Below are 15,226 nucleotides of genomic sequence, written 5' to 3' on the forward strand. Positions count from 1 at the left end.
CTACTGTGATAACTCTAGTGGGTAGCTTATGTTAACGACTTGCTCTGGATAAGTCTCTAACTACCCATTTTTAAAATTATTGTGAGACGACACCTGGTAATGAGGCGAGCTTAGCTGAAAGTCCCGCACTCTCAGCATTGAGGCTAGCAACAACAAGATCCATCGCATTAAATTGCTTGGTTAATCTTGCTTCTAGCTGGGTCATTTTCAATTCAAAAGCTTCACGCTGATCCGCTAAACGCTTAGTTTCTTCCGTATAGCTATTGTTACGAGAATCAATCAGACCACCTGATTTTACGTAATTTTCAGCAAGTTCATCAAACTGAACAGCCAGACCAACTGTGTCCTTGGCAAAAAGGTTTTCTAGGCTATCCATATCATTCTTGATGGTTTCATCAAGTTTACTTGAGTCTATGTTCAGCTTACCGTAACGGTCGAGTTCAACACCAATATCATAAAGTGCAGTGGTATTGCCATTACCATCGTCTACACGGTCGCTCACGATCGAACGAAGTTGAGAACTTAGCGATCTCAACAACGAATCACCTTGCAATGCAGCAGCTTCTTCTTTCTCGGTGTCGTACGTTGAAAGATCTGTTATTGATTCAACTAGAGAGTTATAGGCATCAACAAACCCCTGGATATTTTCTTTAACGCCCTCTTCGTCAAGCCCAATCTTTAGCGTGGTTGTTTCATTCAAATCTGCTTTGGTTAGCTCTAACGTCACCCCAGATATCGCATTACTGACTTCATTGGTTTGCGACGTGAGTTTTTGTCCATCGATATGCACAATGGAGTTTTGCGCAGCTTGAACTTCAGTCAGGTTCGCACCATTAAACATATCAGATAACCCAGTACCACTAGTATCTGTTGCATTAACAGAAATTTGACTATCTGTACCTTCGGTATCTGACGTAAATACGATGCGACTACCACCATCACTGGTAATCACAGTAGCAGTTACGCCTATGTTATCTGTCGCATCGTTAACTTTAGCGGCGATCGCATTTAGATCATCAGTCGCTTCAATATCAACTGAAAAGCTCTCGCTTCCTATAGTTAAATCAATTGAACCGGCACCAACTGTTTGCGCAGCATCAGATTTAAACGCACCACCAACTTTGTGGGATTTAGCAAGCTGTTCGACCTGAATTTCATAGCTACCAGCTTTGGCGGAGCTTGTTGCTTCAGCGCTTACATAAATACTTTCGCCAGTCGATACCGTGCGTTGGTTAACCGAGCTACCATCTTTAAGCTTTTCCATGGCATCTTGGAAAGCTGAGATTTTACTCTTTAGGGTGCCAATTGCCGATACTTTGGATTTAATATTCGCTTCGGTGTTATCAAAGATAGCTTCTTTTGGCACTTTTTCTGCATCAACAAGAACTTTCACAATCGAAGTGATATCAAGACCTGACCCGATACCTGTTGCTGTTAAAGACATATATTACTCCTTTTACCCAGGTGTTATACCTTAAGGGTAAAGCCAAAAAAAGCGCCAAAGAACAATAGTTTGTTCTTAGGCTTCAATTTTCATCAAAATGCCAGACACTTCACTTAACTTTTCAGCTAAGCGCAGCGCCTCTTCACTTGGAATTTGACGAATCACATCACCAGATTCAATATCTTGAACCTTAATAACTTGTTCACCAGAATCTTTATCTACAGAGAATTTTAGCCCTTTTTGCATCATTGACACCATTTCAGTTAGGTCATCAGCTACCTGGGTTAATTCCTCTTGCTCTTGCTGCTTATCTTCGCCTTCTTTAGCTTTTTCAGCTTGCTTTACAGCCTGAATGCTAGATGTACGTGTTAGCTCTGTCGGCGTCGCCTTATCCTCGGCAGATAGCGGCTGCTTATTTAACTCAGCCTTATTTGATTCAGCCTGAGTAATAAAACTCGCCGCGGTGTTTTGTTGGATCTCCATATATCACCTCGCTTTAACACAATAGCCGTGCGCTTTAGTCAATCATAGTACCGGCTTAACGACGAAGGGAGATCCGTAAACGAACCTCCCTATCACAACTTTTTATTGAACTATCTAACTAGATTATAGTAGTGATAGTGCTACCTGAGGTAACTGGTTAGCTTGCGCTAACATTGCAGAACCTGTTTGTTGCAGTACTTGGTTCTTAGTCATTGCAGAAGTTTCTTTCGCAAAGTCCACATCTACGATACGAGATTTAGCATCTGCAACGTTTGCTTGAGTGTTAGCACTGTTAGCAATGTTGTGAGATAAACGGTTCTGAATCGCACCTAACTCTGAACGCTGAGTATCAATGGTTTTGATTGCAGCATCAATTTTACCTAGTGCTGAGTTACGACCCGCAGATGTAGTAACAACAATCGCATTGACAGAAAGTGTTGTTGCATCGGTATCTTTAACCTTAACAGTTACATCTTCACCATTTTGGTGACCAACCTGGAATGTTTTACCAGCAGAGAAATCACCCGTCATTAGTTTAGTGTTACCAAATGCAGTGGTATCACCGATTGCAGTGATTTCAGCAGCTAACTGAGTAATTTCTTCTTGAATCGCAGTTAAGTCGTCAGCACTGTTTGCACCGTTTTCAGATTGAATCGCTAGGTCACGCATACGTTGAAGCATGTTAGTTTGCTCTTGCATCGCACCTTCTGCAATTTGAGCAATCGAGATAGCGTCGTTCGCGTTACGCATACCTACTTCTAGACCGTTAACCTGTGAGTTAAGACGGTTAGAAATCGCAAGACCCGCAGCGTCGTCTTTAGCACTGTTAATACGAAGACCAGAAGATAGACGTTCCATAGAGGTGGCTAATGCACTGTTAGAACTGTTCAAGTTTTTCTGGGCTTTTAATGATGTTACGTTAGTGTTTACTGTAATAGCCATGATGTTTTTCCTCTATAAAATTACCTGACTTAAAACTTAAGCCTGTTTGCTGTTTAAGCTGAGCAAGTCAGGCATTTCTTACTGGTTACAGTATATTTAACGGCCAGGTATTATTTTGCTTTAGGAAAATTTTAAAAAAAATTACTATTTTTCACTCACAATCGTTAACATCACATATAAATCAATAGGTTAAGAATCAATTTTTTGTGCTAAAAATGATCAAAACACCTCATTTTTAACCAAAATCCCTCGCAAAATAAGGCAAAGGAAAGGTCAGTTCCACAAAACAAAAGCCCTTCTACCAATAAGCAAAAGGGCTCACATCAGCAATAGAACAAATACAGTCACCTATCGCCGTCAGAACTGGCTAGTCTTTATATTAGCCAAGTAATGACAATGCTACCTGAGGTAACTGGTTCGCTTGCGCAAGCATTGACGAGCCCGTTTGCTGTAGCACCTGATTCTTCGTCATCTGAGATGTTTCTTTGGCAAAGTCCACATCTACAATACGCGATTTCGCATCTGCAACGTTTGCTTGAGTATTAGCGCTGTTAGCAATGTTGTGCGATAAACGGTTTTGCACCGCACCCAAGTCTGCGCGCTGGGTATCAATCTTGTTAATTGCCGCATCAATTTTACCTAATGCAGAGTTACGGCCAGCTGAAGTGGTAATATTCACAGTATTAACCGACAGCGTTGTTGAGTTGTTGGTGTTTACTGTCACAGTGACATCTTCAGCTTCTTGGTGACCAACCTGGAATAGCTTACCGCCAGAAAAGTCACCAGTCATTAGCTTAGTATTACCAAACGCTGTTGAGTTACCGATCGCAGTGATCTCTGTTACCAGCTGAGTGATCTCTTCTTGGATAGACGTTAAGTCATCCGCACTGTTTGCACCGTTTTCAGCCTGAATTGATAGGTCACGCATACGTTGCAACATGTTGGTTTGTTCTTGCATCGCGCCTTCGGCGATTTGCGCAATCGAAATCGCATCATTCGCGTTACGCATACCCACTTCAAGACCGCGAACCTGGGAGTTAAGGCGGTTAGAGATAGCTAGACCTGCCGCATCGTCTTTTGCGCTGTTAATACGCATACCACTCGACAAACGTTCCATAGAAGTCGCCAATGCGCTACTTGATTGGTTTAGGTTTTTCTGCGCCTTCATTGACGTAACGTTGGTGTTAACTGTAATAGCCATAAATCTTTCCTCATTCCTAGTTTTGTTGCCAAGACTTGGAGCTTGGCTAAATCTTACAATTTAACGATCTACATCTACCTAGATGTAATTAAATAGAGACAGTGATCCGACTTGACCAAACACACTCGATACTGCATTTAAAGCCAATTGTTGTTTTTCGAATTCTGTAATCGCTTCCGCATAGTCCAAATCTTCAAGCAAAGATAAGGCACTAGAGTTAACGACCTTTTCTTCCGCATGGTTAGTTGAAATGCTTTCTAAGCTTTTCAAGCTGTTACCAGCAATACCGCGAGCAGTACTGACTTGATTTTGACCACTATCAACATTATTCAATAGTTGTGCCAAGATTGATTTATTTTGTGGTGTAGATACAGCATCAGGATCTTCAAGATACGCAAGTGCTTGATTTAGCGTATCTAAAATACTAACGGTTTCTTGTGGTTCTAAGGTAAATGAATCACCAGCGGCTGGTGTCCCTTCTACTTTTACCTCCATACCATTGATCGTGACAGGATTTGTGGGATCAAAATTTGGCACTGTGGTAGTCGCACCATTGGGATCAGTGATCTGCAGGTCAATCACCCCGGCATTATCGACGAAATCAAAGGTGTAAGTGCCTGATACATGGACGTTATCGTCAAAAATACTTGCTTTTTGTACGGTAAAGTCTCCTTGTTGTGACGGCAAATAATTGACGCCATAATCACCAAGCGGATTAGGTGCGTTCATAAACGCCGTATCACCCGGCACATTTGTGCCGATGGTGATCCCACTGCTTACAACACTGTCGCGTACTCCACTATCACCGCTGTATATAATTTCCCCGTTAGCATCAAAAGCGAAAGGCAATTGATTGACTTCGGTACCAGCGAACAAATAGCGACCAGACTCATCCTTGGTATTAGCAATAGACATCAGCTCATCAAGGCTTTGCCTCATTTCTTCGGCAACCATTTGCCGCTCGGTTTGCGATAAACTGCCGTTTGCACCACGTTGCAATTGCTCACGCATGCTAGCAATTAAAGTTTCAGCACTGCCGAGCTTACCTTCTGTCACGCCCAATCGGTTTTTGGCGTAATCGATATTCTTAACGTACTGATCAACAAGTGCATTTTGCTGCGTCAAATTATCGATACCGATCGCAGCGACGGGATCGTCACCTGCAGTATTGATCTTTTTTCCTGTCGATAATTGCTCAAGAATTCTATTCGTATCACTCTGCCTATTGAGAATACTTGTTGTGGTTTGATGGAACATTTGTCCAGTAGAAATACGCATTGCTAATTACCCCTATCGAACTGAGCCAATCAATGAATCAAAGATGGTTTGTGCAGTTGACATGATTCGAGCCGACGCTTGATAAGTTTGCTGAAAACGCAGTAGATTTGCTGCTTCTTCATCAAGGTTTACGCCAGATTCAGTTTGTACCCGGTTATATGCCTGCTGATAAATGGCATCAGCTGAACCAACGCGCACTTCTGCAGCTTTGGTTTTGCTACCAATATCAAGTTTGGTGTTTTCAAATACGCCAGTCAGCGTGGTTGTGCCACCATTCATTAGGTTTTCGTTGGCAAGCTTAGCCATCTCGATGGCGTTATTGTTGTTACCTTCAGCAAAAGTCAAATCAAACTTGAAACGCTCAGCCGTCGCACCATTGGTGTTACTTACATCAAAACTAATACCAAACGCGTTCACCTCAGGTGGCGTATAAGTACCTGTACCGAGCGAAGTACCTGCGGCATCAAATGCTTCATAAGTATTAGTGGCGGTATTTAACTGGAAAGTAATTTCACTGCCTACGCCAGGAAAGCCAGCGGCCGTTGGATCCATACCATTTAGCGACACACTTGCTGCAGAGGTATTGTTTTCATCTGCGGTAATCGTTGGGCCAGCAACGGCAAGTTTGCGAGGATCTGTCATAGTCACTGCAATACTGCTCGCCGCATTCGCTGTTGGCCGAATTTCAAATCGATCGCCATCAGCCATTGCACCTGCATCAATATTGATAGTAAAACCAGCACCACCTACCAACTCACTTGGCGGGTTTAATGTAAGCGGCGTGACTTCACCTGATTGTGTATCTGTTAGCTCATAGGTTGCTGGCGCGGTGAACTTTAACTCGTAGCTAGAACCGGTAAGCGTACCCACGTCATCAATGTTGACAGATAGCGTCGCATTACCAGTGTTGGTGCTATAGCTACCAGCGCGGCCAATTGCCATTAGTGGATCATTGATATCACGGAACATGTCACCACCGACTTCTCCGTTCAAATCAAAACCCTTGGTTTGCATTTGATTAAAAGTGTCTGCAATACCTAAAGCCAGTTGACCAAGTTCGTGACTCGCCGGCATTAAAGACTCATCTCGATATTCAAACAAAGCACCTAGCTGGCCACCAAGTTTACTTGGGTCAACCACTAAAGAATTGTTTCCAGAGCTAGTTGTCAGTCTTGGTTCATTTGGATATGGATCACCAGGCGTGACGCCCATTGTCATCGACACTTCAGCTGACACCAGCATTACAGAGCCACCGAGCATAATAGACTTAGCTCCATTCTCAAGTGGAATGACATTCACTGCGCTATATTCACTTAGCTCATTAATTAACGCGTCTTGCTTATCAAGCAGCTGTGGATCTTCAGTTTGAGTTTTCATCAGCTCAAGATTGATGCTGCCCAACTCTTTACTGATCTCATTAATGCGCGTGGTGATAGACTCAATTTGTGAATTGGTTTGCTTAACCTGACCATCAATATAAGACTGCATTTGGTTCAAGCTGGTTGCGAGCTGCCCTGCACTGTCGATGACGTTATTGCGTAGACCTAAATCGGTAGGCAAATCAGCCACACTGTTAATGCTGGAAAAGAAGTTATTCAAGCCACCCGACACCATAGAGCCAACTTTAGAGAATAGCTGGTCTAGCTCACTTAATTTGGAATAGCTAGTTTGCGCAGCACTTGATGCAGTTTGACCAATACGAAGCTCGCGCGCCGCATAATCGTTATAAATACGCTTTACGTCATTAACGTAGCTACCCGTGCCTAAGAAGTTGCCACCTAAATATTGCGATTCAAGTGCAGACTGGGTCGCCACTTGGCGGTGATAACCGTTAGTGTTGACGTTCGCAATGTTATTACTAGTCACCGCCAATTGTGATTGAGAAGCCAATACACCGGTGCGAGCAATATTTAATAAATCTACCGCCATTAGTTATTCTCCCCAGGTAACATCGACTTGACACTTTGCGTGACTGATTGCATGACTCTAATTACCTTGTTGGCATATTGTGGGTCGGTCGCGTAGCCTGCTTGTTGTAATTCCTTGATAAACTGCTCAGGCTTGGCGGCAACATTCGTTGCTTGTTGGTAGCGTTCGCTACCACTAATAAATTCCACAAAATCGTTAAAACTGTGCTCAATGCTGTCATAAACTCTAAAATCAGCTTTTTGCTTTACTGCAACACCTTGCTCATATTCCAGCGTGCTAACCTGCGCTTTGTCGCCTTGCCAGCGCTTATCTGCTTTAATATTAAATAAGTTATTGCTCGGCGCGCCGTCAGCGCCTTTAATCACCTTTTGTCCCCAGCCAGTTTCTAGCGCAGATTGGGCAATTAATACTTCAGGCGTAGTGCCAAGTGATTGCGCCGCTTTTTTGGCATATGGATAAAGTGTTGAAACAAATTGCTCAGGGCTATCAAAACCCTGCATAGACGATGATGAATTAGGCAAGCTTTTGCCGCTTTGTAGCTTGCCGCCAAAACCAGCGTTCATTGCTGATGAATAGTTAGTGGCAAGCGCTTGTGATGCCCCAATATTGCCTTGCAAAATACTTTGCATCTGCTGTTGGGCATTAAACTCTTCATCAGGGTTAAAACCTGCAGCTTGCGCCCCGGCAATACCTGCCTGGAAACTGCTAGATAAACCTGTATTTTGAAGGTTATCTATATCAGCCTGGGCTGGCTGAGCCGTATTAATTCGCAGCTTATTGCGCGAGTAGTCTACCGCCTGAGTTGCTAAACCCGTCACATCGCTGTCAGTACCATTTCGCAGTACAGATGCGGGTTTAACATTGCTCGATGCAGGGTCTAACTGCTGCACCATCAACTCTGCGAGTCCCAACATGCCTTTGGAAGATAAATCCACCGACATTTGTTGGTCGCGCATCTGCTCGAAAAACTCGGTAGTCTGGCTGTTAAAGGGGCTATCAGCCTTAAAGGCGGCATTGGCATCACGCATACTTTTCATCAGCATTTGAATAAAGATACCTTCAAACTGCTTGGCGGCTGCTGTCAAAGCCCCTTTTTCATCTTTCTGGGCTTGGGCGCGCAGTGAATCTAGGCCCCCTAGATCCAGAAAATGCGATGAATTTGACAGCTTATCCATAGTGATACCATTTGCCTTAGCGACAATTTTTAGATGATGATGAGTTCACCATGCAAAGCACCTGCCATTTTTAGTGCTTCTAAAATTGCCAATACATCCGATGGCGCAGCGCCGACTAAATTCACCGCTCGAACCAACTCATCTAAAGTCGTGCCTGGATTGAACATAAACATACGATTGTCGCTTTCATCTACATCAATGGTGCTTTCGGTGGTCACCACAGTTTGCCCGCCCGCAAATGGATTAGGCTGCGACACCTGAGTTGCCTCAGCAATGGTGACAGTAAGACCACCATGTGTTACCGCAGCAGGCAACAACTTAACCTTTTGGCCAACAACAATAGTGCCGGTACGGGAATTAACGATTACCTTGGCTGATTCATCAGCTGGCTCGACTTCAATGTTTTCCAATGTGGCAAGAAAAGAGACGCGCTGTGATGCATCACGCGGTGCGCTAACTTGAATTGAGCTAGCGTCAATCGCGCGTGCCATACCTGGGCCAAGTAACCCGTTAATCGCATCAGCAGTTCTTTTAGCAGTAGAGAAATCTGCTCGGCGTAAGTTGAAGGTTAAATGGTCGCCATTGGCAAATGGTGATGCGACACTGCGCTCAACAATCGCGCCACCTGGGATACGTCCCACGGTTGGTGTATTTTGAATAACTTGCGAGCCGTCTAAACCTTCAGCGCTAAAACCTGAAACTACCAGCGAACCTTGCGCGATAGCATACACGTTGCCATCAACCCCTTTTAAGAAGGTTTGCAGCAGTGAGCCACCACGTAAACTCTTAGCTTCACCTAAACTTGACACGGTAACGTCAAGGTTTTGACCTGGCTTAATAAACGCTGGCATTTCAGCGTGAACAGCCACTACCGCCACGTTTTTAATCTTAGGGTTAACGTTTTCAGGTAAGTTAATACCGAAGTTTTTAAGCATGGTTTTAAAGGTTTGTTCGGTATAGCGAGTTTTCTCACCGGTACCTGGCAAACCCACGACTAAACCATAACCTACCAGTTGGTTGCTACGCACACCTTGGATGTTGGCAATATCTTTTAGTCGCTGCGCGAAAGTGGATGAGCTTAATGTCATCGCAATGAGTGCGATACAAAGAATCAATTTGGTTTTCATAAGCTGCTCCTAGAATGGCCACCATTTGCCATAGAAGAACTGACTTAGCCAACCAACTTGCTGTGACTCGGCAAAGGTGCCAGTACCGCTATATTGAATACGCGCATTGGCCACGCGAGTTGACTCAATCGTGTTGTCTGGAGTGATGTCTTCACTACGTACAATGCCAGTCACGCGAATGAACTCATCACCATTATTGATAGATATCCACTTTTCGCCGCGAATAACTAAGTTACCGTTACCTAGCACCTGCATCACATTGGCAGAGATACTGCCGTTTAAGCTGTTTGATTGGTCGGCATCGGCTTCACGCTTGGTGTTCATGCTATCTGAATAGCGAAAATCAATTGGAACGCCTTTGACTGTGACGTTTTTACCACCGGCATAAACTGGCTCAACACCAATCGAGTTATCTTTTTTCATCTCGTTATTGGCGCTTTTCGTTGCCTGAGTTGACTCTCTTAGCACCACAGTAATAATGTCGCCAACCTTATGGGCGCGAATATCGGAATACAGGCTTGAAGCATGGGCGTCCATAAAAATAGAGCCGGTATTTTGCACCTTAGTCGGCGGTGCGTCCGGATACACAGGCGCGTAATACGGATCGTCCGGAATTGGTTTATTTTGAGTAGAGCTGCAGCCGACCATCAATATCAGCGTGCCCATAAAAAGATACTTACCCATAACCCACCTCTATAAGTTTTGGTTAACGTAAGACAGCATCTGGTCAACCGCTGAAATCACTTTCGAATTCATCTCGTAAATACGTTGTGACTGGATCAAGTTCACCAGCTCTTCAGTAACGTTTACATTCGACGTTTCCAGCGCGCCTTGACGAATGGCACCTAAGCCGTTTTCAGATGGTGTACCTTGAATAGGTGCACCACTGGCACCAGTTTCTGTGTACAGGTTTTGACCAAACGGGTCTAAACCCGCAGGGTTAATGAAATCAGACATAGAAAGCTGGCCAACTACCTGACTTTCGGTTGCGCCAGCGGTCATCACAGACACTTCACCTTGCGACGATACCGTAATACTGGTGGCATCTTCAGGAATGGTGATTGCGGGTTGAACCACATACCCTGAACCTGGCGTCACGATTTGACCAGTATCATCCAAACTAAACTGACCGTTACGGGTATAAGCGGTATTGCCATCAGGTAGCTGCACTTCAAAAAAGCCAGAACCTTCAATCATTAGATCCAGCGCATTGTCAGTAGTAAGCATATTGCCCTGGGTAAACATTTTTTGAGTGGCAACAACTTTAGTACCTGCGCCCATATTCAAACCATTTGGCAACTTGGTGTTGTCAGCGCTAACGCCACCAGCTTGGTTTACAGTCTGATATAGCAGGTCTTCAAATACAGCGCGGCTTTTCTTAAAGCCTACAGTGCTAGCATTAGCGACATTGTTAGAAATAACAGAGATATCGGTTTGCTGAGCATCAAGGCCGGTTTTACTGATCCAGAGTGCTGGGTGCATAATTTGTTACTCCTAACTCATTCTTAATAATGATGATGACGCGCGGTCTAGCTCTTCCGCATTTTTCATCATCTTGACTTGCATTTCGTACTGACGCTGAATGTTGATCATCTCAACCATCTCGTGAACAGCATTAACATTGCTACCCTCAACTGCGCCATTTTCAACACGCACTGTTGGGTCTGTTGCTGCAACTTCACCGGAAGCTAAACGGAACAAGCCATCATCACCGCGCATCATTTGATCGTTGCCTGGGTTAACGAATTTAATCCGGCCAACCTCTTCAATCACTTCAGCTGTAGCACCTTGTGGGCGTACAGAAATAATGCCTTCACCGGAAATATGAACCTTTTCAATCGGCAGTGGCAATACGATAGGACCGGCCTCTCCCATCACCGCTCGATCTGAGCTGTTAACAAGCAAACCTGTGCTATCAAACTTTAAACTGCCCGCGCGGGTATAAGCTTCGCTGCCATCTTGCGCTTGCACCGCCATCCAACCATCACCGTTAATGGCAATATCTAAATCACGACCTGTGGTGCGAATAGGGCCTTCTCTGAAGTTTGCGCCAGGGCTTTCAGCCATAGAAAACACGCGGGTAGGCATACCTTCGCCAAAGGCTTGCATGGCGCGAGCCTGATTCATGTCTGCTTTAAAGCCATCGGTATTGGCGTTGGCAAGGTTATTGGCACGCACTGCAAGTGCGTTCATACCTTGTTTTGCCCCTGTCATGGCGACATAAAGAAATTTGTCCATAACCGCTCCGTCAAACTTTTTGCTTTAGTTGCTTTAATGCAAAGATATCTGCAACTGCCGTGCCAAAAACAAAGTTATGTTTAACGACCGAAATAAGACATTGATATAGTTTGATTTAATTTAAAATTAGCGGTAACTAGACGAGTGAGGAGTAGTCAAAAACTTAGCGAGAAGCGGGAATGAAAAATGACATCAAAAATAAGGAAAAGTGTTGCCGCAAGGAAGCGGCAACACGATAGATAGAAGTTAGCGGATCTGCAACACTGTTTGGTTAAGGGTGTTGTTCACTTCTAGGGTACGCGAGTTAGCCTGGAAGTTACGCTGTGCAGAAATTAAGTCAACCAACTCAGTGGTTAAGTCAACGTTCGACTGCTCTAGCGCTGATGAACGAATGCTACCAAATGTGCCGCTGTTTGCTTCACCAGCAAGCGCTGGGCCTGAGTCTAGGCTGGCTTTCCACGAAGTGTTACCCACCTGAGTTAAGCCTTGCTCGTTAGCAAAACGTACCAATGCAACACGTGCAAGCGGTACACTAGAACCGTTACTGTAGCTGGCATTAACCAGACCATCACTACCAATGTTTACATTCGTCAAACGGCCAACCGTGGTGCCGTCTTGAGTTAACTCTGTTACCTCAAATGGCGATGCATACTGAGTTGGGTTGTTATAGTTAATCGTAATTGTTTGTGAACCATCAGCGCCAGGACCCAATACATCAGCACCGTTTACACCTAACACTTCAGTTGTGAGTACTGCAGGGTCTGTACCAGTAAATGCACCTACATCGTTAAACTTAACAACACTACCAGACCAACCACCAGTTGTTTGCGCAGTACCCGTTGAATCAGGGTTACCGTCACCGGTTGTATCTTGTGGGTAAGTACCTGCTGTACCACCAGTCATATTTACCGGCTTACCATCTACTGCGTAGTATGCAACCCAGTTACTCTCACCTGTATGCGAGCCGCCTTGAGGCTTGACAAAGTAAGTGGTCATAATGTGAGCTTCACCTAGCGAATCATAAACGGTCACTGAGGTAGAGCTATTAAAGGTGTCTGAGTCATTTGGATCGAACGCTGCAGGGTCTAACTCACTCTCACCTACGTTAAGGTTCATCTGCAGACCCACGTTAGAGGTCATTACAGGACTACCTGCAGTATCAGGGATTTTAATCGGTTGAGTAGTGGTTAAGCTCACCGAAGTCGAATTACCGTCTTCATCTACTGGGAAGCCTTGCAAGAAGTTACCCGCTGAGTCGACCATATAGTTGTTAGTATCAACTTTAAATGCACCGGCACGAGTAAATGCATGGTCCTGGGTTCCAATTTCAGATGACGTCACAAAGAAGCCGCCACCGCTAATCGCCATATCTAACGAGTTATTAGTGAACTGTAAGCTTCCTTGATGAAATTGCTGCGCCACTTGCGTTGTTGTCGCACCACCACCAACTGCTGTTTTACTGTTGGAGAAAATAGAATTGGCGTACACGTCAGCAAACTCTGCACGAGATTCTTTAAAACCAATCGTGTTAGCGTTCGCAATGTTGTTCGCGGTAGTATTCAAGTCTTTTTGTGCTGCTGCAATACCACTCAATGCAATATTAAATGACATAATAAACCCCTGTTATTCCTTCGTTTAGCTAGCTTTCTGACTAGCAAATCAATGCTTAAAAAGTTATGTATTAGCTTTCAGATACCGCTAGCACATCAGACAATTTAATGCCGCCTATACCACGTAAATTCAAAATTGCACCTGTTGACGCTGTACCCAATGACACGCTGGTCACGTGAGCATAAGTCGATACAGGCAGCTCTTCTGAAGTACCATCTACATTACCAGTGGCCTTGAGCGAGTATTGTCCCTCAGGTACTGGTTCCCCATTTTTATCTAAACCGTCCCATGACACGTCGATGTTACCGCCGGCGCTGCCATCTACTTCAAATGTCGCTACTGTCTGACCAGACTCATCCTCAACTCGAACCGTGATAGTGTCGACTGCGGAAGGCGTCGTGATCACCCCTTTCACTTCAGGGCTTTCTGCCGACAAATGACCTGTATCAGAAGGCACAAGTACTTTACGGCCAACAAGGCCAGAGGCTTGAAGCGCCTGACTTGAGCTCATTACTGTATTTAAGTTAATAATCTCTTCATTAAGGTTTGCGATACCATCTACCGTTGAAAACGACGCCATCTGCGCAATCATTTGGTCATTGTCAACTGGCTTGAATGGGTCTTGCATTGACAACTGCTGACTGAGCAGAGCAAAGAAGTCTTCTTGCTTAAGCATCTGGTCATTGTTGTTTTCTGGTACCACTTCTTCTTGCAAGCGCAAACCATCTAAATATGAGTTACCCGTAACCACAGTTTCTTTTTGAACAGAGGCACTCGTAACCGCAGAGGTGTTTGAAGTCGTACCCGCTGCTTGCGGCACTGATTGGCTGTAAGGATTAATAATGCTCACGACTTAATCTCCACTAAAGACTTAAAATTACTTACCCATGCGAAGCGTTTGCTGCAACATATTCTTAGTTGCATCCGCCACCTGGACATTCATTTGATACGAGCGCGACGCAGAAATCATATCTGCCATTTCTTCCATCACATTCACGTTTGGCTTGTAAATGAAACCATCGTTGTCAGCCATAGGATGATCAGGAGCAAATTCTTTAAGTAGCGGCTTGTCGCTCTCAACGATACCCGCAACTTTCACGCTGTGATTGCCAGTTTGTTGACCCTGTGCCTTTTTCATTTCGGCCTCAAAAACTGGGTGGCGAGCGCGATAAGTTTGGTCAATACTGCTTGATACAGAATCGGCATTAGCGATATTACTGGCAGTAGTATTGAGTCTTACTGACTGAGCAGACATGCCTGAACCAGATACATTAAAGATATTAAATAAGCTCATAATTATTGCCCCGTTAATGCCTTACGCATGCCTTTAAACTTGCCATCTAGAAAACCAAGTGACATCTGATACTCGAGTGAATTTTGCATAAAGGCTGATTGCTCTTGTTGCATATCAACTGTATTGCCGTCTCCGGTATCGGGTTGATTTGGTACCCGGTACTGCACGTGTTGACGACTTAATGCGGCAAGATCAAAGTGTTTTTCTGACGTTTGCGACATTGATAGCCCCTTCTGGCGAGAAGTTGCCGCTTTCATTGCCGCCTCAAAGTTAACGTCTTGCGCTTTATAGTGAGGAGTATCGGCATTAGCGATATTGCTAGAAAGTACCTCAGCACGCTGGGCACGAATACCGAGCGAGTGTTGGTGTACTCCTAATGCTTTATCAAAATTAATCGCCATAAAATTGCCTCCTTTAACGCTTATTGGAATAAAAGCAAAGGCTGTGCCAACAATTTTAAAGACTATAAAGTAATACGATGGCGGGAGGTTAATTGGCGTGCAA

At 44.5% G+C, this 15,226-nt stretch carries 15 protein-coding genes; all 15 read right to left on the reverse strand.

Annotated elements, in window-relative coordinates:
- Nucleotides 1–76 precede the first annotated feature (76 nt).
- Nucleotides 77–1,444: a flagellar filament capping protein FliD gene (gene fliD, locus EXU30_RS02865; protein ID WP_130597726.1), complete on the reverse strand. Its 1,368-nt coding sequence runs from the start codon at nt 1,442–1,444 to the stop codon at nt 77–79.
- Nucleotides 1,445–1,519: 75 nt separating this feature from the next.
- Nucleotides 1,520–1,927, reverse strand: coding sequence for a flagellar protein FlaG (locus EXU30_RS02870; RefSeq protein WP_130597727.1), 408 nt, complete (start codon nt 1,925–1,927; stop codon nt 1,520–1,522).
- Nucleotides 1,928–2,050: 123 nt separating this feature from the next.
- The gene (locus EXU30_RS02875) at nt 2,051–2,869 is read right to left on the reverse strand and encodes a flagellin N-terminal helical domain-containing protein (RefSeq protein ID WP_130597728.1); all 819 of its coding nucleotides are present in this window, start codon (nt 2,867–2,869) and stop codon (nt 2,051–2,053) included.
- A gap of 379 nt (nt 2,870–3,248) precedes the next feature.
- Nucleotides 3,249–4,070 carry a flagellin N-terminal helical domain-containing protein gene (locus EXU30_RS02880; RefSeq protein ID WP_130597729.1) on the reverse strand — a complete coding sequence of 274 codons (822 nt, stop codon included), beginning with the start codon at nt 4,068–4,070 and terminating at the stop codon, nt 3,249–3,251.
- A 78-nt stretch (nt 4,071–4,148) separates the two neighbouring features.
- Entirely contained in the window at nt 4,149–5,348 is a 1,200-nt protein-coding gene (flgL, locus tag EXU30_RS02885) for a flagellar hook-associated protein FlgL (protein WP_130597730.1), read from the reverse strand.
- A gap of 12 nt (nt 5,349–5,360) precedes the next feature.
- Nucleotides 5,361–7,277 (reverse strand): flagellar hook-associated protein FlgK, encoded by a 1,917-nt coding sequence (gene flgK / locus EXU30_RS02890; RefSeq protein WP_130597731.1) that lies wholly within the window; start codon nt 7,275–7,277, stop codon nt 5,361–5,363.
- Nucleotides 7,277–8,452: a flagellar assembly peptidoglycan hydrolase FlgJ gene (flgJ, locus tag EXU30_RS02895; RefSeq protein WP_130597732.1), complete on the reverse strand. Its 1,176-nt coding sequence runs from the start codon at nt 8,450–8,452 to the stop codon at nt 7,277–7,279. Before flgJ ends, flgK begins: the two co-directional genes overlap by 1 nt.
- A 29-nt stretch (nt 8,453–8,481) precedes the next feature.
- A complete protein-coding gene (locus EXU30_RS02900) occupies nt 8,482–9,579 on the reverse strand; it encodes a flagellar basal body P-ring protein FlgI (protein ID WP_130597733.1) in 1,098 nt (365 codons plus the stop codon).
- Nucleotides 9,580–9,588: 9 nt separating this feature from the next.
- A complete protein-coding gene (gene flgH, locus EXU30_RS02905) occupies nt 9,589–10,263 on the reverse strand; it encodes a flagellar basal body L-ring protein FlgH (protein WP_130597734.1) in 675 nt (224 codons plus the stop codon).
- Between the two features lie 9 nt (nt 10,264–10,272).
- Nucleotides 10,273–11,061: a flagellar basal-body rod protein FlgG gene (flgG, locus tag EXU30_RS02910; protein WP_130597735.1), complete on the reverse strand. Its 789-nt coding sequence runs from the start codon at nt 11,059–11,061 to the stop codon at nt 10,273–10,275.
- Between the two features lie 12 nt (nt 11,062–11,073).
- Complete coding sequence (gene flgF, locus EXU30_RS02915) at nt 11,074–11,817, reverse strand: flagellar basal-body rod protein FlgF (RefSeq protein ID WP_130597736.1); 744 nt, start codon at nt 11,815–11,817, stop codon at nt 11,074–11,076.
- 246 nt (nt 11,818–12,063) lie between these two features.
- Nucleotides 12,064–13,428, reverse strand: coding sequence for a flagellar hook protein FlgE (gene flgE / locus EXU30_RS02920; protein WP_130597737.1), 1,365 nt, complete (start codon nt 13,426–13,428; stop codon nt 12,064–12,066).
- Nucleotides 13,429–13,498: 70 nt separating this feature from the next.
- Nucleotides 13,499–14,278 (reverse strand): flagellar hook assembly protein FlgD, encoded by a 780-nt coding sequence (flgD, locus tag EXU30_RS02925; RefSeq protein ID WP_130597738.1) that lies wholly within the window; start codon nt 14,276–14,278, stop codon nt 13,499–13,501.
- 27 nt (nt 14,279–14,305) lie between these two features.
- A complete protein-coding gene (gene flgC / locus EXU30_RS02930) occupies nt 14,306–14,722 on the reverse strand; it encodes a flagellar basal body rod protein FlgC (RefSeq protein WP_130597739.1) in 417 nt (138 codons plus the stop codon).
- A 2-nt stretch (nt 14,723–14,724) separates the two neighbouring features.
- On the reverse strand, nt 14,725–15,123 hold the full coding sequence (gene flgB, locus EXU30_RS02935; protein WP_130597740.1) for a flagellar basal body rod protein FlgB: 399 nt from the start codon (nt 15,121–15,123) through the stop codon (nt 14,725–14,727).
- Nucleotides 15,124–15,226: the final 103 nt, after the last annotated feature.

Source organism: Shewanella maritima, assembly GCF_004295345.1.
Classification (GTDB): Bacteria; Pseudomonadota; Gammaproteobacteria; order Enterobacterales; family Shewanellaceae; genus Shewanella; species Shewanella maritima.